Raw genomic sequence first — 25,225 nt, forward strand, 5'->3', positions numbered from 1 at the left:
TTTAAAACGGAACAAAAAAGAAAATTCATCATGAAACGAAGAGCATTTATCGGAACCTCGGCGGTGGCATCCGTTGGAATGTTGGCCGGCAAAACAGGAAATGCCATGAAGCCCATAACACAAAAACCTCTAGAGCTAAAGAACAATATAAACCATAGCGCATGTTATTGGTGCTACAACTCCATACCGTTGGAAACGTTTCTACAAGATTTAAAAGGTTTGGGCGTAAAGGCCATAGACCTTGTTGGCCCAGAAGATTGGCCCCTTTTGAAAAAATATGATATTCACGCGTCCATGTGCTGGGGCGCGGGGATGGGGATAGAAAAAGGGTGGAACGATCCGCAATACCATGAGGAACTTATAGCCGATTATCTACAAATAATTCCCAAGGTCGCCAAGGCGGGGTATACCAACCTTATCTGTTTTAGCGGAAACCGAAATGGAATGGATGATGGTGTTGGGTTAAAAAACTGTGTTGCGGGACTCAAAAAAATAATGCCTTCGGCAGAAAAACACGGAGTGGTCATTCAAATGGAATTGCTGAACTCAAAGGTAGACCATAAGGATTACATGTGCGACCATACGGAGTGGGGCGCCGAATTATGCAAGCAGTTGGGATCCGAAAATTTTAAGCTCCTGTACGATATATACCACATGCAGATTATGGAAGGTGATATTATACGCAATATTCAGGATTACCATCAATATATTGGGCACTACCACACTGGAGGAAATCCAGGGAGGCATGAAATTGATGAGACCCAGGAGTTGTATTACCCGGCCATTATGAAAGCGATCTTAAAAACCGGTTATAAAGGTCATGTTGCCCAAGAGTTCGTTCCTTCCTGGGAAGACAAAATAGCCGCTTTAAAACAGGGGGTCACCATTTGCGACGTATAAATTTCTGGATTCCGCTATAATAGTATGGGGTTTCTTATTTCATGGGACTTGATCCCGTAGCGGAAAGCGCCTCACTAATTTTTTTGTTCCAAATTAGCTGTTGCTCTATATTTCTGGAAAAATTGGTCTGATGGTCATATTTGTTTTGAAATGCTGTGAGACTCTTTAAGGTTTCCCTATAAATTTTCCTTACCTCAGCCTTTACATTTCGAGTAAATGAAGTTTCATTTAATCTTCTCCGCATCTTTCTTGCGAACAACTCGGAGATATCAAAGTGTAATTGCTCATGGCTTAACACTACAGAATTGCACATTTCCGGGCGATACCAGGATTTTTGTGGATAAAAGTCGGTATGTACCTTGAAATCTACTTTCAAATTGTCAAGTGTTCCGGATGTGGAGAACTCGTAACTAATTCCACTGGCCGTGGTAGCAGCGGCCCATTCCGTTTTTAAAGGCTTGCCCTTAAAGTCCTCCCAAGTCAATTTTCTATCCGCACTCCAAGGAATGGTTTCCTCCTCCTGGCAGAAAACGGTGCTCAGGCCAAGTAATAAAAATGAAAAAGAAAATAGCCTTAAAGTACCCAATGAAAATCAATTTCTTTTTTAATGTCGGCGTGTAAACTATAAAGGACCGGACAAGTTCTGGCCGTATTTTCCAATATTTTACGATTTTTTCCGGATACATGGGCGGGAAGATTCAACTTGACTTCAATCTTTGAAATCCGTCTGGGATCAGAGGCCATATGTTTGGTGATTTCCGCGGATGAATCGGTCAAATCCACTTCCAACCCATTGGCTTTTATTCCCATTACAGTAAGCATACAACTTGCCAACGCAGTAGCAACGGTATCCGTGGGAGAAAAGGCCTCTCCTTTACCGTTGTTGTCCAAAGGGGCATCTGTAATAAAAGTATTGCCTGAACGGACATGCTCGCATTCGGTACGCAACTCACCAGAATAAATCACTTTTGACGTCATGGGTTTTCTTTTACCTCCTTGATCCGTAAATTATCATACGTCATAATATATGAAGCTTGGTTGAAGTAGCCAGTGGCAAAATCCTTCTCATAATCAAAGGTGTTTCCGGTATATTCGGTCTTTCCAATAAGTTTGGAAGCTTCCATTAAATTGTTCTTATAGGCCAATTTTAAAAGCAGGTCGTACGTAATATCAAAACCGCGCACGGCATATCGGTCCGGAGTATCGCCAAAACGTTTTCGATATCGCTTAACGAATTTATCATTGGCCACTTCCCGATACACTGAGGGATAGGTGAATCTTAGATTGGATAAATGTGAGCTGGAAATAACATCGTTCTCAAACGCTCTATTCTTATTGGTCGTAAACATTCTCACTTTTAGTTTTTCCGTACTACTTTCCACATCTAACAAAGCACCGTTGAAGGAATTTAAAATAGAGACTACACTGGAAATCAACTTAAAATTACCCGTTTCCACAAAAACCCAATTTTCGACCTCCTCCGACAGCATGGTGGCCAATTTTTCCCGATTTATACCTATGTTTTTTTCCTCTTCTTTGACCTCCAAGACCTTTGCCATCGGAAATTTAGCCAAAATGGAATCTTTTACTACCCCGTTCTTTTGATCGGCGATAACCACAACATTCTGCCCCGTAAGACTGTCCGTGACATGTTGAAGCATACGCTTTCTCAAAATATTGTCGGAAGTATATGAAAAAAACACATTGTTTAAACTTATATCACTTTTGACCGGGACAGGGGCAATTACAGGTATACCGTGAACAGAAGTGCGTACGGCCACTTCCTTTAAAGATTGTTCATCCAAGGGACCTACAACGGCATCAACATCCAACAGGTTTTCCCGAAAAAGAACTTCCTTGGTCCTAGCCAAGTTTAATTGGTTGTCATACGTTCTTACATCCACCGAAATTCCAAGTTCCGCTATAGAATCCAAAGCTACAAGAGCCCCGGAATAAAGCCCCAGGCTGTATTTAATATCATTACGATTTTCAATATTGGTCTCTACACTTTCCTTATCCCTGAGATTTAAACGATCCAGACGAAACGGCAAGAGAAACAGTAGTTTGGGTCTATTGGCCGGATCAATGCTGTCCAAAAGGTTTATTTTATCCAATACCAGTGCGTTTCTAACCTCAAAATCACCTTTCTGGTCCGTAGGAAGTTTAAGTACCATCCCTGCCTTAAGGCCTTCTTTAAGGTCTGGGTTTAAAAGCAATAAATCTTCATACGAAATCCCCAACTTTCGGGTCAGGGAAAAAACGGTCTGTTTAGGCTTTACCTCGTAGAAAATATAGTTCTCTGTATTAATGGCACCCGGATCTAGCTTTTTTTCGGGAAGGCGTATGACCATACCTTCCTTTAACCCCCCACGTTCGGCAATTTCCGGATTTAACCGTACAATTTCATCGGATTTTACCCCAAATTCCTTTTCTAGACGATAAAAATTCATTTTTGGAGGTACGGTGTACGAAATATATAATTCTGTTTCCTGGTTTTCCGTTGTGCTACCGGGCATTTTGGGCAAACGGAGCTCCTGTCCTTCCCTCAGGTAATCCGTAATCTTGGAAAGGTCGGGATTGAGCACCAACATGCTATCTATGGTAATCCCATATTTATGGGCAATACTCCAACGGGTCTCCTTGGGAGCTACGGTATAAATCTCAAAATCGGCTTCCAAAATGGAGTCTCGCTCCGTTCTTCCCCTTTGCTCCGGATATTTTGGAATTCTCAGAATCATTTTTTTCCGTAACTGGCTTGAATATAGCTCCCTATTGTATCGTTTTATATCTTCCTCGGTTATATTGTACCGTTTTGCAATGCCATACAAGGTTTCCTTTTTGCGCACCTTATGTCGCCCAAATCCTGATGGTTCTATTTGTTCTTGGGGCTCTTCCTCTGGAAACAATTTTTTCTTACCGGCCACTGGTGCGGATGGGTCTTGGCCTGCCGCCAAACCTGAGGGGATTACCAAAATAGTGTTGGGGGACAACTCATCATTCTGTTTTAGCTCCTTGTTGAACTTAAGAATGTTGTAGGGGGTAACTCGATATTGCTTGGCAATACTCTCCAAGGTCTCACCCTCCTTCACGGCGTGGGTTACAAATTGTTGTGCGAAAGCTATATGGCCCATAAAGACCAATAGCAAAACCAGGATAGTGTTCTTAAAAAATCGGTTCATTCTATTCCCATTCTATGGTTGCCGGGGGCTTGGAACTAATATCATATACTACTCTATTAACGCCAGGAACCTTATTTATTATTTCGTTGGAGGTTTTTTGCAAAAATTCATAGGGCAGATTAACCCAATCCGCAGTCATACCGTCGGTACTTTCTACGGCCCGTAAAGCTACACATTTTTCATATGTACGTTCATCTCCCATAACCCCTACACTATTTACGGGTAAAAGCATGGCTCCGGCCTGCCAAACCTTATCATAAAGACCCCATTCCCGTAATCCATCGATAAAAATGGCATCAACTTCCTGTAAAATGGCCACTTTTTCACGGGTAATGTCTCCCAAAATTCGAATGGCCAATCCCGGCCCAGGAAAAGGATGCCTTCCTAAACGTTCATCCGCAATTCCCAAACTGGCACCTACCCTGCGCACTTCGTCCTTAAACAACATCTTCAAGGGTTCAACGACTTTCAATTTCATAAAATCCGGCAACCCGCCAACATTATGATGGCTTTTTATAGTTGCAGAGGGTCCTCCCGTGGCTGAAACGGATTCGATGACATCCGGGTAAATCGTTCCCTGTCCTAACCACTGTGCATCTTCTACCAAATGCGACTCATCATCAAAAACTTCGATAAACACCCTACCGATAATTTTTCGTTTTCGCTCGGGATCGTCCTCTCCTGCCAAGGCATCCAAAAAGCGTGCCGAAGCATCCACCCCCTTAACGTTTAGGCCCATGCCTTTGTATTGTTCTAGAACGTCCGTGAACTCATTTTTGCGTAAAAGTCCATTGTTTACAAAAATACAATGCAGGTGTTTCCCAATGGCTTTATGCAATAAAACGGCGGCTACCGTAGAATCCACACCCCCGGACAATCCGAGGATAACTTTCTGGTTCCCGATTTTCTCCCGAAGTTCGTTCACTGTAGTTTCTGCAAAAGCATCTGGGGTCCAGGTCTGTTTTAGCCCCGCTATATGAACCAAAAAATTCTCCAAAACTTGCTTTCCTTGGATAGTGTGATATACCTCCGGATGAAATTGAATTCCAAAGGTCTGCTCCCCATCTATCCGATATGCAGCATTTTCTACGTCGGAGGTACTGGCCAAACGAACGGCACCAGTTGGCAATTCCTTAATGGTATCGCTATGACTCATCCAAACTTGGGAACTCTCCGAAATCTCATAAAAAAAGGGTTCATCATTTTTAATAGTAGTCAAGCGGGCCCTACCATATTCGCGGGTATTGGAGGGGGCCACATTCCCGCCATGAAAATGAGCCAAATATTGTGCCCCGTAACAAATGGCCAAAATGGGTTTTTTTCCCTTTATTTTGGACAGATCGGGATGCGGGGCATCCTCTGCCCTTACCGAAAAGGGCGATCCGGAAAGGATGACCGCTCCATATGCGGAAAGGTCATCAGGAAGTTTGTTATAGGGTTTAATTTCACAGAAAATATTCAACTCTCGTACGCGTCTTGCAATCAATTGGGTATACTGGGAGCCAAAGTCAAGGATAAGGACGTTGTTTTGCATGGGCAAAAATAAGAATTTGACCTATTTGGAAAAGTATCTTTTCGGTATATTTATCAAATACTTTACACAACACCATTATGAAACATATTACTGCAATTATCTTTGGTATTGCCATAGTCCTTGCCGCCTTTTTTTTGGGGAATGCCTATGTAGAAAGAGCAAATCCGCCGCAAGTCATTTCCGTAACGGGCCTGGGCAATGAAAATTTTACTTCGGACCTTATTGTTTGGGAAGGTCGCTTTTCCTCTTTCAATACCGTGCTTACTTCGGCGTTTGAGCAACTGAACAAGCAAAAGGAAATCGTGAAAGAGTATTTGACCTCCAAGGGAATCAATTCTGATAATATCATATTTAACTCGGTACAGACCATTGAGCAACGGGACAACAAATATGAAAACGGCAATTTTGTCGGCAGCACATTTCGAGGCTATGAATTAATTCAATCCGTACAGATCGAGTCGACCGACGTTGCCATGATAGAGGAAGTTTCCCGTGAAATCACCGAACTTTTAAACAAAGGCGTTCAATTCAATTCCTCCCCACCACGATACTATTACACCAAATTAGCCGATTTGAAGATAGAAATGATTTCAAAAGCCACCGAGGATGCCCGAATCCGCGCTGAGAAAATTGCCGAAAATGCAGGAGGGCGTTTGGGTGATCTTATTTCAGCCCGAATGGGTGTCTTTCAAATAACTGGACAGAACTCCGGGGAAGATTACAGTTGGGGCGGAGCTTATAATACCGCCTCAAAAAATAAGACTGCTTCCATAACCATGCGGCTGGAATACAATGTGGATTAAATTCGATTAAACAACTAACTCAAACTTATAATTATGAAGACTAAAACGGCATTCCTATGCATGCTTTTTTGTTTTGCCCTAAAAGCTCAAGAAAACGGCTGGATTATTTCCTCTGGAAAAGTAGAAAAATATACGGGGATCGTTACGGCCAACGGTCGAATCGGAATTCTGCCAGAGGATAAACCTTTCAAAACCAAATCCATTATTTTAAACAATGTCTACGACAAGGAATCGCCTTTGGGGGTAAGCAAAATCCTGTTGGGAATGAACTTTGCCAATTTGGACCTGGAGATAGATGGCGAAAAGATCACCGAGGAAAACATAAGTGATTTTGAGCAGGTCCTTGACATGAAAACGGCCGCTTTTACCACCTCCTTTAGCTTTAAGGATAAAGCAAAAATAACTTATACTATTTATGCACTTAGAAACGTTCAATATTCTGGTTATGTGGATATTAAATTAATTCCTACAAAATCAATTTCTGTTAAGGCAACAGGCAAGATCAGTACTCCTGAAGAATACGTTGAACCTCTTAGTACATTTCGGGTGTTACAGGATTTGGAGACCACCATGCCCATACTTCAGACTGTAGCAAAGAGCAGAATGGGAAAACATACCGTGGGTATATCTGCCACTTTTATTTGGCATGCCATTAACTCCACCCGGGAACATCAAAGACCCCAATTGGTACACGAAAAAGTATCGGAATATGATAACCGACTCTCCTTTGAAAAAGAACTCAAAAAGGGAGAAGAGTTTGAATTTGCCTGGACCGGAGCTGAATGTAGTACACAAGATTTTGAAGACCCCCAAACGGAATCGGAACGCTTTGTTATTTTCAATCTCCTTACCCCAAGGGAAGATCTTTTGGATCAACACAAAAAATTATGGGCCGATTTATGGGAAGGGGACATTATTATTGAAGGTAATCTCCAAGATCAATTGGATGTGCGTTTGGCACTCTACCACCTTTACGCCTTTTCCCGAGGAGACTCGAATTTGAGTATTGCACCCATGGGACTCTCCTCCCAAAACTATAACGGACATATTTTTTGGGATACGGAATTGTGGATGTTCCCTCCCCTATTGATGCTCAATCAGGATATTGCCCGTTCATTGGTGAATTATCGTTCGGATAGACTGGACAAGGCGAAGGAAAAGGCCATCAATTTTGGGTACAAAGGAGCCATGTTTCCCTGGGAAAGCGATGACACCGGTGAAGAGGCGACCCCAGCTTGGGCATTGACAGGAACCTTTGAACATCATATCACGGCAGATGTGTCCATTGCCTTCTGGAACTATTATCGGGTTACCAAAAATCTAGAGTGGTTAAGGGAAAAAGGGTATCCCCTAATGAAGGAGGTGGCCGATTATTGGGTAAGTAGGGCCGCTAAAAATGAGGATGGTAGCTATAGCATCAAAAATGTTGTAGGTGCCAATGAATTTGCCCCAAACGTGGATGATAATGCCTTTACCAATGGATCTGCCATTACCGCTTTGGAGTTTGCCACTTTGGCTGCCAATAAAGTTGGTGAAAAGCCCAATCCGGAATGGGTAGAAGTAGCTTCAAAAATCAGGATATTAAAATTTCCTGATGGCACCACAAAGGAACATGCCACCTATAACGGCGAACGCATAAAACAGGCCGATGTAAATCTATTGACCTATCCTTTGGATGTAGTGAATGACGAAACAACCGTTTTGAAAGATTTAAAATACTATGAACCCAAATTGGCAGAGGAAGGCCCTGCCATGGGGCAATCGGTCTTTGCAGTCATTTATGCCCGCTTGGGCAATGCCAAAGAGGCATACCGGCTTTTTAGACGTAGCTATGAACCCAACAAACGCCCACCCTTTGGTGCCTTGGCAGAAGCGGCCACTAGCGATAACCCTTATTTTGCCACCGGGGCCGGAGGTATGCTACAGGTGGTTCTTTTCGGTTTTGGAGGGTTGGATATCACGGACGAGGGCATCGTACAAAAGAACCCCATCCTACCCAAGGAATGGAAATCTCTTACCCTAAAGGGGGTAGGACCCGGAAGGAAAACTTATAAAGTCGAATAGTATTCTTAACAGTTTTCTGTTGGGGCTTTGATATCCAAACTCCAAGGGTCAAAAGCTAGGTTTACTTATGATGATTTATAGAAAAACCCCGCCGGATAGATATCCGGCGGGGTTCTCAATTTATATATAGTGGGGCATATTATACAGGTTCAGGCTAAAAGAAAAAGCCTCGACCCTACATCGAGGCTTTTGTCAAAATCAAAAAACCAACCTAAACACATGAACTTATTTAACTAACTCAAATAAAAATTTGATATCTTAAGAAAACCTCATCCCGAATATATGGGATGAATCGGGATGAAGTTTATCAATCTCAACTCATAGCAATTTGTATATAGAACAACCCATCCCCAAAATACCCTACCTATTTTTTTAATTTTTTTTATCTTTAAGTATAAGGTGCTGAAAATGAATACTCTTTTCTGGAAAGAATTAACGAAAGAACTGCAAAATGGAGCCACCGAGAAAGCGCATCCCTTCCGATATTGCACTATGGCCACTGTAGGATTGGAACGTATGCCCCGCCTTCGAACGGTGGTGCTTAGAAAGGTATCCGAGGATTTAAATATTTCTATCTATACGGATCAGCGTTCCAAAAAAATCTTGCACATCAAGGAGAATAATAGGGTAAGTCTTCTTTTTTATCATCCTAAAAAATTGGTTCAAATCAAAATTGAAGGATTGGCCGATATCCATACCAAAGGGGAAATTCTTGAAAAGTACTGGAAAGAGGTACAGCCTGGTAGCAGAAAAGACTATACCACTTCGGTAGCACCTGGAAGTGATATTTCAAATCCGGATGCTGTGGAATACCTTGAGGACAAAAATTATTTTTGTGTTGTGGAAATAGAACCCTTTAAAATTGAATACCTAAAATTGCAACGACCCAATCACCTACGAATTAAATATTCCAAGATAAATAATTCATGGAAAAGCGACTTTTTGGTTCCCTAGGCCCAGTTGTTTTCTTCCGAGGATATGCACATGACGGTTCGCTAAAAAGCCACATCTCCAAGATAATCAGTAAGTCAATATTAAAAACTCTTGGTGCAGTGGCTTTAGTACTTTAACTAGCATAGGTATCAGGTCATCCCCAAGCTCCAAGTAGAGTTCCGAGAAATTCAAGGTTCGTTCTTGAAGCGATTGGTTGGGGAAAAGTTCATTTTGGATGTCCGTAATTCGGGTCACATGATCCGCCAATTTTCGTTTTTGCGCTTTTAACAGGCGTTTTTCCAAGCTATCCAACCCCTTTTTTTGTTTTACCTCCTGTGCTTTTACGGCTCCCAAAAAGGACTTGTCCGTTTGTTCAGCCAAATCGTACAATGCTTTGAACTGTTCCTCCAAGTATTTTTTTTGGGGAGTAAAATCAATGTCGATATTGGAAATTTCCCTAATCTTCTTGTTGATAAAACTACTTTGTTTTAGAAACAAATCTGTTGTGGACAGATTCAGTCGCTTCAACTTGTCATACTGCTTTTTCGCGATTACCAAAACAGAGTTTCGTAAGGACAGTACTGGAAAAGTTACGCCCATGGTTTCGAACATGGATTGCAACTCCAACCAATAGGCCAATTCCCCTCCCCCACCAATGTAGCAAAGGTTGGGTAGAATTACTTCCTGGTATACCGGTCGCATAATCACATTGGGCGAAAAACGCTCGGGATGGTCTTCCAGTTCGGCCAGCAGTTGATCCTTTGAAAATTCAATCTCCGTTTCATTCACATAAAATCTTCCCTCCTTTTCAATAATTCGTTCCCGAATACCCTCTGCGAGATAGAAGTAATTGATTTCCCGTGGATTGACCTGGATATTATATTTTGTGGGTAGAGCTTCCAAACTTGAAATCGTTTCGGCAACCTTTTGAAACCCCATCTTTTCCAAAACATCTTTTTTTACATAGGGAATCATTTGTTTCTTCAGATTCACATCGTCCCCATCAATAATTACCAGACCATATTCCCCAAAAAGAGCATTGGCCAAATACCTTGTGGCATCGGTTAGGTTATTATTTTCCAGATAACTCTTCTCAAAAAGTTGTTTTAATGCCTCAGCATTGCCGTTATTCCCAAGTTCATTGGTAAAAGCTTGGTAAACCTCCTTTAGTCCTTCAGTTGAAAAATGTCCAACGGCACCGCCCTGAAGGTTATCCGGGTTCCATTGTATTTTTTTGCCCTTGAAGTTGAAAAAATTGATTTCCTCAAAGTCGTGATCCTCCGTTGCCATCCAATATACGGGCACAAAATTATACCGGGGATACGCTTTTTTTAGTTCAAGGGTAAGGTTTATAGTAGAAACAATCTTATATAGAAAATATAGGGGACCTGTAAAGAGGTTGAGTTGGTGCCCAGTCGCTACGGTAAAGGTAATCGGTTCCTTGAGCTGTCGGATATGGGTTTCTGTCTTTTTGGTGATTTGAACCCCCTTATACTGATTTTGAAGCGCATCATACAGCACTTCCCTACGGGATTGAGGAAAGTTCTTGGTTTTTTCTTCTACTTGTTTTTGAAAATTCTCCAAATTTGGGAAACGATGGTAAAAGGAGCGAAGTGATTTTTTTTCCTTTAGATAATCACATATCAATTCCGAAAAATAACCGGTGTGATCAAAGGGAAGACATTCAATATCCATAGGTCGGGTCAAAATACCCGTAAAGATAAAACTATCGCTTTTTGGAGTTCCTAAAAATACGTTAAACCGAATTTAGGACCAGTGATGGATTTTGATGCAGTTTTTATCCAAGAATCGTTAGATTTGACTTACTTCAAAATCTAATTCTAACTTCATGAAGCAATTTTTACTTGCGGTATTACTTACTACATTGCCCTTTTCGGTAGTTCCCCAGGACCTAAAATCGCCCTCGGAATTTTTGGGATATCCTCTGGGAACCCAATTTACAAGACATCATCAAGTGGTGGACTACTACAAGTATTTGGCAGAAAAGGTCCCCGAACGTATGCAACTATTGGAATACGGCAAAACGTATGAGCGACGTTCTCTTTTGCTGGCCTATATTTCCAGTGCCGAGAATATGAGGAATCTGGAGGGTATCCGAACCGAGCATTTGCGGGGGATGGAAGGTGAAGGAAATGCTTCAAAGGCCATTGTTTGGCTTAGCTATAATGTGCATGGCAACGAGAGTGTAAGTACGGAAGCCTCCATGAAGACTATCCACTCACTTTTGACAGAAAAAAGTGATTACCTCAAAAATACGGTGGTGATTATTGACCCATGTATAAATCCCGATGGACGGGACCGTTATGTTAATTGGTACAATCAATATAAAAACACGCCCTACAACGTAGATCCCAATAGTAAGGAGCACCATCAGGGATGGTGGACAGGCCGAAGCAACCATTATATGTTCGATTTGAATAGGGATTGGGCCTGGCTTACTCAGACAGAAAGCCGACAACGCCTCAAAGTATTCAATAAATGGTTGCCCCACGTCCATGTGGACTTCCATGAACAAGGCGTTGACGAGCCTTATTATTTCGCACCGGCCGCAGAACCTTACCATGAGGTAATTACCGATTTTCAGAAATCTTTTCAAATAGCCATTGGTAAAAACCATGCAAAGTATTTTGATGCCAAAGGATGGTTCTATTTTACCAAGGAATCTTTTGATTTGTTGTATCCCAGCTATGGGGATACCTATCCTACCTACAATGGCGGAATCGGGATGACCTATGAGCAAGGTGGTAGTGGAAAGGCCGGACTAGGTATCATTACGCAAATTGGTGACACGCTGACCCTTAAGGACAGAATTGCACACCACCATACCACGGGACTATCTACTGTGGAAATATCGGCAAAGAACGCCGAAAAATTGAACACGGAATTCAAAAAGTTCTATAACGACAAGAACTATAAATACAAAAGTTATCTTCTCAACGGCAATGCCGAAAAATTGGATGCTCTCGCCCAATTATTGGATCAACATCAAATTGAATACGGATCGGGCAAGGGCGGTACCGTAAAAGGATTTCGATATTTAACCGGAAAAAACGGTAGTCTTAGAAGCTCCGAAAAGAGTATGGTGATTTCTACGGACCAACGCAAGGGAACTTTGGTCAAGGTACTTTTTGAACCCGATGCCAAATTAAGCGACTCCCTTACCTACGATATTACAGCTTGGTCCCTCCCTTATGCCTACGGCCTTGATGCCTTGGCGTCCGAGGCAAAGATCGAAGCCGATACGGGCGGCAATCCTTGGCGGATAAATGAGCCCAAGGGAGCCAATATTTCAAAAGACACCTATGCCTACGTTTCGGATTGGAAGAGCATAAAGGATGCCCGTTTTTTGGCAGAGCTTATACAAGAAAATATTCGGGTTCGCTTCGCAAAACAACCATTTACCACCCAAGGTGAAAGATATGACCGCGGAAGCCTTATCATTACTAAAGGGGACAACGCGAACAATAAGGAGTTCATCCCGCTTCTAACAGAAATTGCTCATAAACACCGGATTACCTTGGGCACAACGGATACGGGTTTCGTAGAGAGCGGAAAGGATTTTGGATCGGAATATGTGCTTATGGTACCTAATGTAAAGGTGGCTATGCTGTCCGGTAAGCCTACATCTACCTTACGGTTTGGTGAAATATGGCACTTTTTTGAACAGCAATTGCACTATCCCCTAACAGTGATCGATACGGACTATATGGAAAGTGTTGATTTGTCCGAGTATGACATATTGATCTTACCCGATGGTGAAGGCTACTCGGATTTTGTGGATGCAGAAAAATTGCAACGACTTAAAAAATGGGTGTCCAACGGGGGGCGGCTCATCGCCATGGGCGGGGCCATTCAAGGTTTGATCGGAAACCATGGCTTTGGTCTAAAACAAAAAGAGAAAGAGAAGGATTCCAATGAACATATGTTAGCCTATGAGGAAACCTTGCGTGAAAAACTAAAGAGGAAAATTGAAGGAGCTATTTTCAAGACCAAGGTGGACCCTACACATCCCTTGGCCTTTGGCTATGGCGACACCTATTTTACACTCAAAAACAATACCTATGCCTATGACTATCTCGATACGGGCACGGTGGCTTATTTTGAAGATAGTACCCAATCCCCCGTATCAGGATTTGCAGGAAGTGAAGCCCAGAAAAAGATAGGAAAAACCTTAATCTTCGGGGTTGAGAAATATGGGAAAGGCCAGGTCGTATATCTGGTAGATAATCCGCTTTTCCGTGGCTTTTGGGAAAATGGTAAACTCTTTATCGCCAATGCCCTGTTCATGTTGGATTAATAGTAAACAAGTCCGAGCAGTAAAAAGTTAGCTAAGTACACTTCATATTTATATCCAATGGTTATTCGTAACTTAACCGGACATTTCATTTAAAATGAAGAATGAGCAATGTACAGGATTTAAATATCGAGAATGAAGTTTTACCCTTATTCAACTATTCGCTCAATACCTTCACCAAGAAAGAAATTCTTGAAATTTTAGAGACACCTTTAACTTCGGCAAAGGAAATTCTCGAACGCCAAAATATTCTTAAGGGTTTTGCCGCTAACAATAAAATTCTACAGGAGTATTCATATACTGTCCTATATTTAAACGAAGTTCATTTTTTTCTGAACGACGCAAAAATTGAAGACTTATCCCAAAAAAAGTTTCGATACAGGTTGTTCGCCTCAAAAAAGGAGAAAACAAACTACAAGAGCAGACTTAATCAGCTAATATTATTTTTTCATCGCCTAGAATCAAAATATTTTATACGGCTAGACTTAAAACGGTTTCCGCAAGGATATCGTTCTAACATCAAACGGATTTTACAATTTCTTTCAAACTTTGAGTTAAAAAAGCATGAAAACCTTGTAAGGGAACATAAGTTAAAAGATAAACACGTCATAGGCTTAACTGAAAAAATTGGTGAACTCAAAAGAAAAGAAATGATTTCAACCTTTTGGCAAGACTTGTTTAGGTTCGAGGCGTATTTATCCATAAATTTTGGAATTCTTAAGCATGACTTTACTTTTCCGAGTATCAACGAAAAGGGAATAAGACTTCTTGACTTTTACCACCCCTTGATTGACGAACCTGTAAAAAACAACTTTGAAACCACTAGTAATGTAATAGTTTTGAATGGTCCGAATATGTCAGGTAAATCCACCTTTCTCAAAGCGGTAGGACTGTGTATGTATTTTGGACATCTTGGATTAGCGATACCGGCATCCATCGGAGAAATCCCTTTTTGCAATCATTTCTCCATCCAGATTAATAGAAAAGATGACCTTTTAAAAGGGTATAGTCATTTCATGTCCGAGGTAATGAACCTTAAAAAGGTAGTAGAAAATGCCTCTAAGGGAAAGAAGTGTTTTGCTGTTTTCGATGAGCTCTTTAGTGGCACAAATGTTGAGGATGGTTTCGAGATTTGCAAAACGACCATAAATGGTTTGAGCAAATATGATAATTCCTACTTTATAATATCCACTCACATACAAAGACTAAAAAATGCCACAAACGAAAAAGTCTCGAATTACTACATAGATTGTGAGCTAATAAATAATAAACCAACTTTTACCTATGAATTGAAAGAAGGTTGGTCGGACATTAAGGTGGGCAGAATACTATTTGATAAAGAGGGCTTGAATAAAATGCTGAATACCAAATGAAAAATTTGTACAAGGAATTCAAATTTTAAAGATAGCCTTTTCCTAACCCTCCAGGGCCTTTCCACAATAGTCCAAACATTTGGCGACCTCCTTAACGGGGTTTGAATCCTTGGGTACCTCATATTCCAGTTCAATGGATACGGGATACGTATATTTCTGATCCCGCATAAGTTGTAGCACTTCCACAATTGGGGTATCTCCCTTTCCAAAAGGCATGTTGTCCTGGCCATTCTCAGGGTTTCTGCGATCCTTTAAATGCATACTGCTTATGCGTTTATATTTGCCCTGTATAAGTTCCATAGCATCGGTATTCCCTCCGGCGATGTAATGTCCCAAATCCAAATTCAACATATTGTGTTCGGACTGCTTTAGGGCCGTATCCCAAAAGGTAGGGGTCTGTTGGGTGTGCCCGTGGTAGGCCACATCCATACCATGTTTTGCTGCCATAGCACCCAACTTTTTCGTATGGGCATCATTGCCCGGCAACTCCAAGGTCACATGATCCGCTCCCAATGCCTTGGCGGCACGAAGGCCATAATCAATTTCTGCATTGGTATTTTTTGCCCCAAAAGCATTTGGCTTAAAAGCATAAATATGCACCCCTTTATCCGCATACATTTTTTTGAGTTCCTCAAACTTGCCCATACCCACCGTTGAACGCCAATCCGCCACCACTTTTCTGTGACTCTCCAACTGGGACTTCATTTCCCCAAATTCCTGAATTTGATCCTCGGTAAGTTCACCACTCTTACTTTTTCGCATCATACCATAAAAAGTTCTTCGATCTACCGGGTTTTTTGGTTTTCCGGCGAAATGTTCGGCGGGGTCGCCCATCAATTCAATAGCACTGATACCCGCATCAAGGACATATTGCAAAGTGGCCTCTGCACTTTGATCCGGCATCTCCCGAAAAGAATAGGTAATGCACCCTATTTGTACTCCATTAATTTTGGAGTCGTTTCGGTTGTACGAGGACAAAATAGAAGGTGCTCCAAAAACAAAGGGTTCACTCAATACAATTCCTGTTGCCAAAGCGGTGGAATTTTTCAAAAATCTACGTCTGGATCGGGCATGCTTCGGATTGTTCTTCATCGGATGGGATTTATCATCTTTTTTTAAATGTAACCATAAATCTGAAACCGTACAACCTAGCTCGCTTTCCCATGCTCCAAAGGATTCCTTTAGTACCGAATTTAGTATCTTGTTCCTATGAATCGATTTCCTTTCATTATCCTTATTCCACTATTGCTCGTAAGCTGTAAAATAGATAAAAAGAATACTCCCGAGGGCTTTGAAGTACACCCCGATTTCAATTTGCAACGAGTTGCCTCCGAACCTTTGGTATTTGATCCGGTAGAATTCAAATTTGATGAACAGGGAAGGGCCTTCGTTTTGGAAATGCCCGGTTATCCGTTGCGCGATGCTGATAGTAGACTAGTACAACTAGTGGATATTGATGAAGATGGAATCTATGATGAAAGACAGGTGTATGCCCCTGACTTGGGAATTGCATCTTCATTTATGCCTTATAAAAACGGCTTTTTGGTAGCTTCACCGCCTCATCTACTCTGGATAGGCGATACGGATAAAAATGGGGAAGCCGATACCCGAAAAATACTAATGGATGGGTTTAGCACGGGCAATCTGCAGCATAACTTTAATGGCCTTACTTATGGCATGGACAATTGGATCTACGCCGCCAATGGCGGTAATTCGGGAAAACCTTTCTTCGTGAACGCTCCGGAAAACGTTTTGGATCTACGGGGAACCGATTTAAAATTCCATTTGGAAAGGGAAGTGCTGGCCCGTGTAGGGGAATCTTCCGGAGGTTTTAAAATCACCTTTGATGATTGGGGGCATTTATACGAGACCCATAATCTGGAGCATGTATCCCATTTGGTATTCGAAGATAGGTACATAGAAAACCTACCCACTTCGCCATCGCATGCCTTGACCAATATTTCGGACCATGAAGAAAATGGATTATCGCGGGTATACCCAATTGGGGAGCAGGAAACTCGGGTAAACCATCCGGAGCAATCGGGTTATTTTTCCGGGGCCTGCGGAATCACCTACTATGGCGGAGGAATTTTTCCCGAAGGACTCAATTCCAGTTTGTTGGTTGCGGATTGCGTGCTTAATTTGGTTCATTTGGATGTCCTTTCCCCTATGGGGGCCTCATTTAAAACTAGTAGAGATCGTGACAAGGCGGAATTCCTTGCCTCCAAGGAACGGTCCTTCCGGCCGGTAAACATGACCGTAGGACCAGATGGAGCGCTATATGTGGTAGATATGCATCGTGAAGTCATAGAACATCCAGAATGGATCCCCGATGAACTAGAGGTAAAAATGGACCTTAATGCTGGAAAGGAAAAGGGTAGAATCTATCGTATAACCCCTAAAAATAGAAGTGCCTCTAAGATTTCACCCCTTCCTTTAGATGATATCGAAGCCCTGGTAGTGTTGTTAGGGGATTCCAACCAATGGAAAAGAATCACCACCCATCGTCTGTTGGTCACCGAAAAACAAAGCGAGGCTATCCCCTTTCTTAAAGAACTGTTTAAGACTTCAACCAATCCCTTGGCTAGACTGCACAGCATGTGGGTATTGGAAGGATTACAAGCTTTGGACGAATCCGATTTAAATGCGGCATTGGAAGATACATCGCCTGGTGTACGTGAAAATGCCCTAAAAATCGCAGAAAAAACTCTGAATGGGAAGCTGGATCTGGTTAATCCTATTCTTGCCCTGACCCAGGACAGCCATGCCCGTGTACGCATGCAGGCAACCCTTGCTTTAAGTACGCTCCAAGAGGAGAACTACAATATGAAAAAGGATACAATTGCCCGAGTCCTTTCAACCCAACTAGGTCAGCCTGATAGAGATCAGTGGGTTACCTTGTCCATCGCAAGTGCCCTTGAACGGCAAGCCTTAGACTTTGTTCAGAATAGATTATCCATGGGATCATCATCTTCTAAGTCCAGGGAGATTAGAGTACTGGAAATATTAACGGAATTGATCGGAAAAACTGAAAAAAAGGAAAGGACCGCCGATATTCTATTCGCCTTACAAAAAGATGGAATCGCCCCTGAGACACAAACCAAATTGATAAAGGCACTGTCCCGAGGTTGGAAAAAAGGAAACCCGGACTTGATAAACTCGAGGGGAAACCGTCGATTGGTGGAAAATTTGGAAGCCTTGGAGGAGGGGTCCGATTTTGCCAGAATACAGGCCACGGGAGAATTTCGGCAAATTCTAGCCTTGCCGGCCTCGTCCAAAATTGAAAATCTTATTGAGCAAGCATCTCAATCCCTTTTTGACAAAAAGCTTCCCGTAGAAGAACGTCTGAAACGTTTAAAATTAGTGGGACTGGATGATTTTAAGAGCCGTGAAGCTCTATTGTACCGCTTATTGGACAACAAACAACCCTTACAACTTCAAGAAGAGGCGCTGTCCCAATTTTGGCGTTCCAATGACGTGAATATAGCATCCCGACTCATTGAGCTTTGGCCTACCTTGGGGCCACAGGCACGTAAACATGCTACGAATATCCTTTTGTATAAATCCTCACACCATGATGCCCTCCTTACGGCAATGGAAAATAAAAAGGTAGGCTTGGGAGAGTTCAACTTGGATTTGGAAAGACGGAGAACCCTTCTTTTTTCGAATGATGAAGGTATTCGGAAAAGAGCGGAATTCTTATTCTCGGACGCCGGAGTAGTACAACGAAAGGAGGCTATTGAAGCTATGCGCCCGTCATTGGAGTTGCAAGGCAAGTCCGAAAAAGGCAGGGAGGTGTTCCAAAATGTCTGTGCCCAATGCCATAGGTATGGGGAGCTAGGAAATGATGTGGGACCTGTGTTGACCGAAATCAACCGCAAAAGTAAGGAGTCCCTGCTTTACGACATTTTAGATCCCAATGCCGCTGTGGATACCAAATATCTAAACCATCAAGTACAAACCAAGGACGGCACTATTTATACAGGAATCGTTACCAATGAAACCGATTCTGAAATAGGTCTGCGTATGGTAGGAGGCACGGAAAAAATAATCGGCAAAAATGATATTGACCGTTTTTCCTCTACAGGAAGCTCAATGATGTACGAGGGCTTGGAAAATAGCATGGATACCCAAGAAATGGCGGATTTGTTGGCCTTTTTACAGCAATCCGAATAATTGTAGCGAATCACTTCAAAAAGTAGATCATGGTATAAGGGTATACAATTATTTTGCTATTTACCTTGACATGCTTCTATAGCCATGGAAAACTATTCGATGAAATCCAAAGCTTTTCATGGATCAATCGGACAAAGTCTATTTTAAGGATACTTTCAACATATAGTCATCCGCAGCCATAAAAAGTGTCTTTTCATCGGTGGTAAATTCGCAATTGGCCGTAGCTTGGCCGGTATGAATCCGTGCAATAGCTTTTCCCGAAATATTGAATATCCATATGCCTCCAGGGCCTGTGGCAAAAAGATATCCTTTACTATGCATTTTCATACCATCCGGTAATCCTTGTTGACCCTCTTGGCCAATTAACGAAGTGGTATCATAAAATATCCTCTTGTCCTTTACCATTCCCGGAGCTGTAAGATCATATTGATACCAAACCGCACTTTCCGGATCTGAAACAGCCACAAACAGCTTAGACTCATCCGGGGACAAAGCTATGCCATTGGGTCGGGTCAATTGATCTACCAAAATGAGTTCACCCGACGTATTTAGGCAGTACACCCCTTGAAAATCGAGCTCCTTGTTCGGGTCCTCCATTTGCTTGGGGAGTCCATAGGGTGGATCCGTAAAATAAAGATTGCCCCGGCTATCAAAAACCCCATCGTTGGGACTATTGAAACGTTTACCTTGATAGTTATCCACAACAGCCTCGTAATCGGGATTGGGTGCATCCAATGAGGTCTTCATTCGGGCCACCCTTCGTTCTCCATGTTGCATGAGAACCAATCTCCCCGTGGGATCTAAAAGTAATCCATTGGAACCGGGCTCCTTTCCATCGAAAGCCTCACCCAAATAGCCGGAAGGTTTTAAATATGTAGTCAAATCACCGGCCTCATCAATTTTGAAAACCGTATTATTCGGAATGTCCGAAAAGAGCAGATAGCTCCCCGAATCGATCCATAAAGGACCCTCCGTCCATTCGAACCCACTTCCGATTACTTCTATTTCAGTGTTTGGATCAATAAGACTGAGTGCCTCATCATCTAAAATCTCAATTGAGAAATTATGGCTTTCCTGACAGGAAACACATTGAAGCAATCCAAGAAGGGCAAATTGCAAGTTGGCTTTCATAAATCTATTGTTTTTCAAAATGGGAAAAGTGATTATCGCGTTGGTCTGCACTAAAATAAGGAATAAATCAAAACTCTATCCATTTGAGTCCTCTTGCAAAGCATGCCGTGTCCTTCCAACCCCTGTTCGGTTTTAGATACTAGACGATAGATTTGGAATTTGGCACTTTACTATACTGTCTCGATATGTTATTCTTTCGGGGAACCCAGGACAGCAATTAAACAGGCTCGCCGTATAGATCAAAATCGGCTGCTTCCGTAATCCGAATGTTTATAAAATCACCAACCTTTACATAGTGTTTGGTAGCATCGATAAGAACCTCATTATCCACGTCCGGGGAATCAAATTCGGTTCGTCCAACAAAATAATTGCCTTCTTTTCGATCAATAATACATCGGAACGTCTTTCCTATTTTTCGCTGATTCAGTTCCCAGGATATTTGGGATTGGATTTCCATAATTTCGTTGGCACGTTGCTGCTTTACCCCTTCAGGCACATCATCGACCAAATTATAGGCATGGGTATTTTCCTCATGGCTATAGGTAAAACAACCTAGACGCTCAAAGCGCATTTCCTTCACCCAATTCTTAAGGATCAAGAAATCTTCTTCAGTTTCTCCCGGGTACCCAACGATCAAGGTGGTTCTAATAGCCATTTCCGGAACGGCCGCCCTAAAATCCTGAAGCAATTTTGTGGTCTTTGTTTGCGTGGTACCCCGGCGCATACTCTTTAATATAGCGTCGGAAATATGCTGTAAGGGAATATCAATGTAGTTGCAGATTTTAGGTTCCTGTCGCATAACCTTTAAAACATCCATCGGAAATCCGGTAGGGAAGGCATAGTGCAGCCGTATCCATTCGATGCCTTCTACCTTAGCTAACTTTTGAAGCAATTCGGCCAGATTTCGTTTTTTGTACAAATCCAGACCATAGTAGGTAAGATCTTGCGCTATCAGAATCAATTCCTTTACACCTTTGGCTGCTAATTTTTCCGCCTCGGCCAGCAATTCCTCAATAGGTTTGCTTTTGTGCTTACCCCGCATTAGGGGAATGGCACAGAACGAACAAGGTCGGTCACACCCTTCGGCGATTTTTAGATAAGCATAGTTCTTTGGAGTGGTGGTCAGACGCTCCCCGATCAGCTCATGTTTGTAGTCTGCACCTAGAGCTTTGAGCAGATTGGGAAGGTCACTGGTTCCAAAATATTCGTCCACATTCGGAATTTCCTTTTGTAAATCAGGTTTGTATCGTTCACTCAGACATCCAGTAACAAAAACCTTGTCGACTTGCCCCTCCTCTTTTTTCTGTACGTATTCCAGAATGGTGTTTACACTTTCTTCCTTGGCATTGGCAATAAACCCACAGGTATTGATAACCACCACATTGCCTTCCTCCTCATGGACCACTTCCTTATCATTGGCACGCAATTGCCCCATAAGGACTTCTGAATCGTAGACATTTTTGCTACAACCCAAAGTGACCACATTTATCCTGTTCTTTTTAATGGATTTCGTGCGCATAACTTTGTCCCTTACTTCCGGGCAGGTGCAAAAGTACAACAAGGTCTTGGAACAAGTTTATTTTAGAGCGATTTCTTCAATTTTTAAGGTGGCCACAACCTAACGGTATCCCTACAACGGATTTCTATTGACTAAAAAGTCCATTAATTTAGATCCCTGACGGACAAAGGCTAATGAAACATTAGATTCCCTGTGGAAATTGAACGAAGCTTTGATCAATTAACAATTTAGTTTATGCATGCTGTTTGAATAATTGTTACATTTAATCCCATGAAGTGTTTACTCGCATTTTTATTGGTTCTCCCCCTATGGAGCCAAGCCCAACCTGTAGTTTCCGATGGAGAAAGAGAGATAATGGCCTTTGAAACGGCTATTGAAAATGCGGTGGCAAATGGCGATATAAACTTTCTGGAGAAGGCCTATGCCGAAAACTTTGTTTTCACCCATGGTTCAGGAGATGCACAGAATAAACAGCAATGGTTGAGCGATGTAAAAAAGGCCTCCGAGGAAGGGACCTATATTTCCAGAGTGGTCAACGCTCAAAACGTGACCCTTGGTAATGGTATTGCCATAATAAAGGGGAAAACAACCATAAGTAGAAAAAACAAAAATCCCTTCTGGATCAAATATACCCGAATTTATAAAAAAGATACCGAGGATTGGCAGCTATTGTCCCATTTGACCACGGATCACAACTATACGGATTAGTGCTTTCGCAAGCAAATCAACCTCCTTGGCTTTTCTAGTTGTTCCTATGGGATTAAATAATCCAAACGCCTTTTCACCTGAGCGTCTTCCGCAACCAAAGTCGCTATTTTATCCCTGTCCAAATCAAATGTATAAGCCGAGTTGGTGGATTGCATTAAAACAATCGAGTTTAGTATGAGCAATGCCTCACTCGGTTTTTTACTCTCATAAAGCGCTTTTGACATGATTTCCGAAGGATTGGCCGCTTGAACAATTCCAAGGAACTCAGCCGCCCGCACCCGATTGATCAATTCCAAATCGCTTAAGGCCAATTCACTTATTTGTGCCTCCAATGCCTTTGCCCTCTCCCGAAAGCTACTACATACACTAATTGCCCAGTATCGCTCCCACGGATCGGAGGATTGAAGACTGGCTATCAACTGATCTTTGGCTTCCTTGAAAGGTAAAAGGGAAAGATTGGAAATATCCGCATAGTGCTTAATTTTTTCATGTTGCTCCTTTCCAAAGACTACAGGATCGATAAAGGCTTGCTCTATCAGGTAATGTTCTGGAAAAAAGGAAAGATCTGGCATTCCTTTTACCCATGTATTCAACGTTAGGTGCATATCAGCGCGTATATCCTCATAACCAGGCTGATCGGCAAGGTTTACGGTCTCAAAGGGGTCGGCTTCCACGTCGAACAACAGTTCGGGTTGCCGGGGTTCAAAAAAGGCGGATTGTATTTCGTTCAAGTCTCCCATGGCATACATTGCTTGCCATTCCTGGTAGGCCAATTGTTTGTAACGGTAGTTATTCATTAATCCATCTGGGTTAAAGGGCGTATAGCTTCGGATATACTTGTATTTTCCTTTGCGGACCGCACGGACCATATCATATTTTTCATCAAACCGGTCCGCATAGCTAAAAGTTATGTCTCGCGCATTCAGTTCGTCAGGAGTGAGTTTTGGACCCAAAAATGGTTTTCCGTCCATTTCTTTGGGAATGGTAATCCCCGCAAGATTCAATACAGTAGGTGCAAAATCTACAAAACTAACAAAGCCCTTAACTGTGCTTTGCGTCGAGAAATTCACCAGATGTCTATAGTTTTCGGGAATACGGACAACCAGCGGTATATGCAGGCCGGTTTCGTACAGATATCCCTTACTGCCCGGCAAAACCCCGCCATGATCACCAAAGTAAAAGATAAAGGTATTCTCCATTAATCCATCCTTTCTCAATTGATCTACTACTTCGCCCACTTTGCTATCCATGGTACGGATCTTATCCCGATAATAGGCGTTGGTATATTTAAAAGTTCGGGTTTGCGGATGATTGGGTTGAACTTCAAATGTATTCTCCCCTGTTTCTGTAACAATGGAGTCCATTTCCTGGGAAGAAAAGTGCAAACCGGACTCGTGGGAGACCCCGATATTAAACACGTGGAAAAATGGCTGGTCACCCGCTCTATGCCGCCAGGTGGCCTCTTCGGAGGATTCGTCCCATACTCCTTCTCCCTCAATAATGTTATAATCCTTTTTTTGGTTATTGGAAGTAAAGTAGCCCGCTTCGCGTAGGTATGAGGGGAACATTTGCAGCGAATCCGGCATAGGAACAGGAATATATTTTCTGTGGAATTGCGTCCCTATCCGAGGGCTGTAACATCCGGAAATTAGAGTGGATCGGGCTACGCTACATACCGGAGCATTGGAAAAAGCCCTGGTAAAGACCAACCCTTGCTCGGCCAATGATTCAATGTTTGGAGTGGATACCCCATTTTCATCAAAAAGTTTAAGATAATGCTTGGAGTTATCCTCCGAGGTAATCCATACAATATTCGGAGGCGGAAGTTCAACCTTTTCCGATTGACAGGATAACAATATCCCTGTTGATACTATAACTGCCAAATATTGTACAAAAGCTTTGTATTTTGTTTTTCTCATACGGGCCATTTGTGTATTTCGTTGGGTGAACTTCAATATTTGGATTAAAGTGCCCGGTAATCCGTTAATCAGGTTTGTTATCCTCGAGCCATTTTTTCCTTCGTACGTCAGGCAAATGTCTAATCTTAAAATCCTCAAATACTGCCTTAAACCCATCACCATCCGGTGCGGCTGCAGTCAGCCCGACCATAACGGGGGTATTATCAGGAAAATAGGCCAATCTAAGCATTTTAAAACCCTTGTTGTCCAGGGAATAATATATTTCCACTGCATCCAAACGTCGGATAACCTTTAGCCAGATGGACTGAGGATTATGTGGCAGTTCTACCACACTCCAATCGCTTTTTTCGAATGTGACCACGGCACTTACATGCATTTTTTTATCCACATATTCCACTCCGGTTTTAATCCAGTTTTTTTCATCTTTACGAATCATTAAACCCATTTGGTCAAACCTATTTCTGTATTCTCCCGTTAATTTAACGTTCAATTGAAACTCCCCGCCAAGTGTGCAATGGTAGAAGAGACCATCATCCACCGTAAATCCATAATGGGTGATTCTCCAGAAGTCCGTATAAGGGGTCACATACATGGAAAGCGAATCGTTTTCATCAACGTTCCACTCCTCCGGTTCATTAAACCATTGCATTTGTTTCATATGGACTTCTTTT

General features: G+C 42.3%; 18 protein-coding genes. 8 read left to right on the plus strand and 10 right to left on the minus strand.

The annotated features are described in order from the left end of the window. Nucleotides 1–30 precede the first annotated feature (30 nt). The gene (locus D7Z94_RS23005; protein ID WP_120714069.1) at nucleotides 31–900 is read left to right on the plus strand and encodes a hydroxypyruvate isomerase family protein; all 870 of its coding nucleotides are present in this window, start codon (nucleotides 31–33) and stop codon (nucleotides 898–900) included. 34 nt (nucleotides 901–934) lie between these two features. Here D7Z94_RS23005 and D7Z94_RS23010 read toward each other — a convergent pair whose 3' ends face one another. Genes D7Z94_RS23010 through guaA form a run of 4 tightly spaced genes read right to left on the minus strand, consistent with a single transcriptional unit; the run spans nucleotide 935 to nucleotide 5,613 of the window. Further along, nucleotides 935–1,486: a DUF922 domain-containing protein gene (locus D7Z94_RS23010; protein ID WP_120713976.1), complete on the minus strand. Its 552-nt coding sequence runs from the start codon at nucleotides 1,484–1,486 to the stop codon at nucleotides 935–937. Beyond that, nucleotides 1,474–1,878 carry an OsmC family protein gene (locus tag D7Z94_RS23015; protein WP_120713977.1) on the minus strand — a complete coding sequence of 135 codons (405 nt, stop codon included), beginning with the start codon at nucleotides 1,876–1,878 and terminating at the stop codon, nucleotides 1,474–1,476. The genes D7Z94_RS23010 and D7Z94_RS23015 overlap by 13 nt, the downstream gene beginning before the upstream one ends. Continuing rightward, nucleotides 1,875–4,079: a PBP1 and LysM peptidoglycan-binding domain-containing protein gene (locus D7Z94_RS23020; RefSeq protein WP_120713978.1), complete on the minus strand. Its 2,205-nt coding sequence runs from the start codon at nucleotides 4,077–4,079 to the stop codon at nucleotides 1,875–1,877. Before D7Z94_RS23020 ends, D7Z94_RS23015 begins: the two co-directional genes overlap by 4 nt. Nucleotide 4,080: 1 nt before the next feature. Beyond that, the gene (gene guaA, locus D7Z94_RS23025; RefSeq protein WP_120713979.1) at nucleotides 4,081–5,613 is read right to left on the minus strand and encodes a glutamine-hydrolyzing GMP synthase; all 1,533 of its coding nucleotides are present in this window, start codon (nucleotides 5,611–5,613) and stop codon (nucleotides 4,081–4,083) included. Between the two features lie 77 nt (nucleotides 5,614–5,690). Here guaA and D7Z94_RS23030 point away from each other — a divergent pair, with 77 nt between their 5' ends. The 3 genes from D7Z94_RS23030 to D7Z94_RS23040 all read left to right on the plus strand — a co-directional run bounded on the left by D7Z94_RS23030 (nucleotide 5,691) and on the right by D7Z94_RS23040 (nucleotide 9,434). Then, entirely contained in the window at nucleotides 5,691–6,416 is a 726-nt protein-coding gene (locus tag D7Z94_RS23030) for an SIMPL domain-containing protein (RefSeq protein ID WP_120713980.1), read from the plus strand. A 33-nt stretch (nucleotides 6,417–6,449) separates the two neighbouring features. Beyond that, nucleotides 6,450–8,480 carry a glycosyl hydrolase family 95 catalytic domain-containing protein gene (locus D7Z94_RS23035; protein WP_120713981.1) on the plus strand — a complete coding sequence of 677 codons (2,031 nt, stop codon included), beginning with the start codon at nucleotides 6,450–6,452 and terminating at the stop codon, nucleotides 8,478–8,480. A 408-nt stretch (nucleotides 8,481–8,888) separates the two neighbouring features. Then, nucleotides 8,889–9,434, plus strand: coding sequence for a pyridoxamine 5'-phosphate oxidase family protein (locus tag D7Z94_RS23040; RefSeq protein ID WP_120713982.1), 546 nt, complete (start codon nucleotides 8,889–8,891; stop codon nucleotides 9,432–9,434). A 66-nt stretch (nucleotides 9,435–9,500) separates the two neighbouring features. On the opposite strand, the gene bshC is transcribed toward D7Z94_RS23040, so the two are convergent. Next, nucleotides 9,501–11,108, minus strand: coding sequence for a bacillithiol biosynthesis cysteine-adding enzyme BshC (gene bshC / locus D7Z94_RS23045; RefSeq protein ID WP_120713983.1), 1,608 nt, complete (start codon nucleotides 11,106–11,108; stop codon nucleotides 9,501–9,503). 154 nt (nucleotides 11,109–11,262) lie between these two features. Between bshC and D7Z94_RS23050 the strand changes: the two genes are divergently transcribed. Both D7Z94_RS23050 and D7Z94_RS23055 read left to right on the plus strand, forming a co-directional pair. Further along, a complete protein-coding gene (locus D7Z94_RS23050) occupies nucleotides 11,263–13,731 on the plus strand; it encodes a M14 family metallopeptidase (RefSeq protein WP_120713984.1) in 2,469 nt (822 codons plus the stop codon). Nucleotides 13,732–13,832: 101 nt separating this feature from the next. Next, nucleotides 13,833–15,101 carry a MutS-related protein gene (locus tag D7Z94_RS23055; RefSeq protein WP_120713985.1) on the plus strand — a complete coding sequence of 423 codons (1,269 nt, stop codon included), beginning with the start codon at nucleotides 13,833–13,835 and terminating at the stop codon, nucleotides 15,099–15,101. Between the two features lie 42 nt (nucleotides 15,102–15,143). On the opposite strand, the gene D7Z94_RS23060 is transcribed toward D7Z94_RS23055, so the two are convergent. Next, nucleotides 15,144–16,193, minus strand: coding sequence for a sugar phosphate isomerase/epimerase family protein (locus D7Z94_RS23060; protein ID WP_120713986.1), 1,050 nt, complete (start codon nucleotides 16,191–16,193; stop codon nucleotides 15,144–15,146). 117 nt (nucleotides 16,194–16,310) lie between these two features. Between D7Z94_RS23060 and D7Z94_RS23065 the strand changes: the two genes are divergently transcribed. Continuing rightward, complete coding sequence (locus D7Z94_RS23065) at nucleotides 16,311–19,277, plus strand: PVC-type heme-binding CxxCH protein (RefSeq protein WP_120713987.1); 2,967 nt, start codon at nucleotides 16,311–16,313, stop codon at nucleotides 19,275–19,277. A 138-nt stretch (nucleotides 19,278–19,415) separates the two neighbouring features. Here the strand turns inward: D7Z94_RS23065 and D7Z94_RS23070 are convergent, their stop codons facing one another. Beyond that, nucleotides 19,416–20,408 carry an SMP-30/gluconolactonase/LRE family protein gene (locus D7Z94_RS23070; protein WP_120713988.1) on the minus strand — a complete coding sequence of 331 codons (993 nt, stop codon included), beginning with the start codon at nucleotides 20,406–20,408 and terminating at the stop codon, nucleotides 19,416–19,418. 217 nt (nucleotides 20,409–20,625) lie between these two features. Further along, nucleotides 20,626–21,927 carry a 30S ribosomal protein S12 methylthiotransferase RimO gene (gene rimO, locus D7Z94_RS23075; RefSeq protein WP_120713989.1) on the minus strand — a complete coding sequence of 434 codons (1,302 nt, stop codon included), beginning with the start codon at nucleotides 21,925–21,927 and terminating at the stop codon, nucleotides 20,626–20,628. A 270-nt stretch (nucleotides 21,928–22,197) separates the two neighbouring features. Here rimO and D7Z94_RS23080 point away from each other — a divergent pair, with 270 nt between their 5' ends. Next, entirely contained in the window at nucleotides 22,198–22,635 is a 438-nt protein-coding gene (locus tag D7Z94_RS23080) for a nuclear transport factor 2 family protein (RefSeq protein WP_120713990.1), read from the plus strand. A 44-nt stretch (nucleotides 22,636–22,679) separates the two neighbouring features. On the opposite strand, the gene D7Z94_RS23085 is transcribed toward D7Z94_RS23080, so the two are convergent. Continuing rightward, the gene (locus tag D7Z94_RS23085; RefSeq protein ID WP_158594711.1) at nucleotides 22,680–24,554 is read right to left on the minus strand and encodes a sulfatase family protein; all 1,875 of its coding nucleotides are present in this window, start codon (nucleotides 24,552–24,554) and stop codon (nucleotides 22,680–22,682) included. Nucleotides 24,555–24,618: 64 nt separating this feature from the next. After that, nucleotides 24,619–25,212: a DUF1349 domain-containing protein gene (locus D7Z94_RS23090; protein ID WP_120713992.1), complete on the minus strand. Its 594-nt coding sequence runs from the start codon at nucleotides 25,210–25,212 to the stop codon at nucleotides 24,619–24,621. Between the last annotated feature and the right edge of the window lie 13 nt (nucleotides 25,213–25,225).

The organism is Ulvibacterium marinum, assembly GCF_003626755.1.
Classification (GTDB): Bacteria; Bacteroidota; Bacteroidia; order Flavobacteriales; family Flavobacteriaceae; genus Ulvibacterium; species Ulvibacterium marinum.

Coding starts and splice junctions, on each gene's coding strand:
- D7Z94_RS23005 (WP_120714069.1), top strand. CDS start 31: ATGAAACGAAGAGCATTTATCGGAACCTCGGCGGTGGCATCCGTTGGA.
- D7Z94_RS23015 (WP_120713977.1), bottom strand. CDS start 1,878: ATGACGTCAAAAGTGATTTATTCTGGTGAGTTGCGTACCGAATGCGAG.
- D7Z94_RS23020 (WP_120713978.1), bottom strand. CDS start 4,079: ATGAACCGATTTTTTAAGAACACTATCCTGGTTTTGCTATTGGTCTTT.
- guaA (WP_120713979.1), bottom strand. CDS start 5,613: ATGCAAAACAACGTCCTTATCCTTGACTTTGGCTCCCAGTATACCCAA.
- D7Z94_RS23030 (WP_120713980.1), top strand. CDS start 5,691: ATGAAACATATTACTGCAATTATCTTTGGTATTGCCATAGTCCTTGCC.
- D7Z94_RS23035 (WP_120713981.1), top strand. CDS start 6,450: ATGAAGACTAAAACGGCATTCCTATGCATGCTTTTTTGTTTTGCCCTA.
- D7Z94_RS23040 (WP_120713982.1), top strand. CDS start 8,889: ATGAATACTCTTTTCTGGAAAGAATTAACGAAAGAACTGCAAAATGGA.
- bshC (WP_120713983.1), bottom strand. CDS start 11,108: ATGGATATTGAATGTCTTCCCTTTGATCACACCGGTTATTTTTCGGAA.
- D7Z94_RS23050 (WP_120713984.1), top strand. CDS start 11,263: ATGAAGCAATTTTTACTTGCGGTATTACTTACTACATTGCCCTTTTCG.
- D7Z94_RS23055 (WP_120713985.1), top strand. CDS start 13,833: ATGAGCAATGTACAGGATTTAAATATCGAGAATGAAGTTTTACCCTTA.
- D7Z94_RS23060 (WP_120713986.1), bottom strand. CDS start 16,193: ATGAAGAACAATCCGAAGCATGCCCGATCCAGACGTAGATTTTTGAAA.
- D7Z94_RS23065 (WP_120713987.1), top strand. CDS start 16,311: ATGAATCGATTTCCTTTCATTATCCTTATTCCACTATTGCTCGTAAGC.
- D7Z94_RS23070 (WP_120713988.1), bottom strand. CDS start 20,408: ATGAAAGCCAACTTGCAATTTGCCCTTCTTGGATTGCTTCAATGTGTT.
- rimO (WP_120713989.1), bottom strand. CDS start 21,927: ATGCGCACGAAATCCATTAAAAAGAACAGGATAAATGTGGTCACTTTG.
- D7Z94_RS23080 (WP_120713990.1), top strand. CDS start 22,198: ATGAAGTGTTTACTCGCATTTTTATTGGTTCTCCCCCTATGGAGCCAA.
- D7Z94_RS23085 (WP_158594711.1), bottom strand. CDS start 24,554: ATGAGAAAAACAAAATACAAAGCTTTTGTACAATATTTGGCAGTTATA.
- D7Z94_RS23090 (WP_120713992.1), bottom strand. CDS start 25,212: ATGAAACAAATGCAATGGTTTAATGAACCGGAGGAGTGGAACGTTGAT.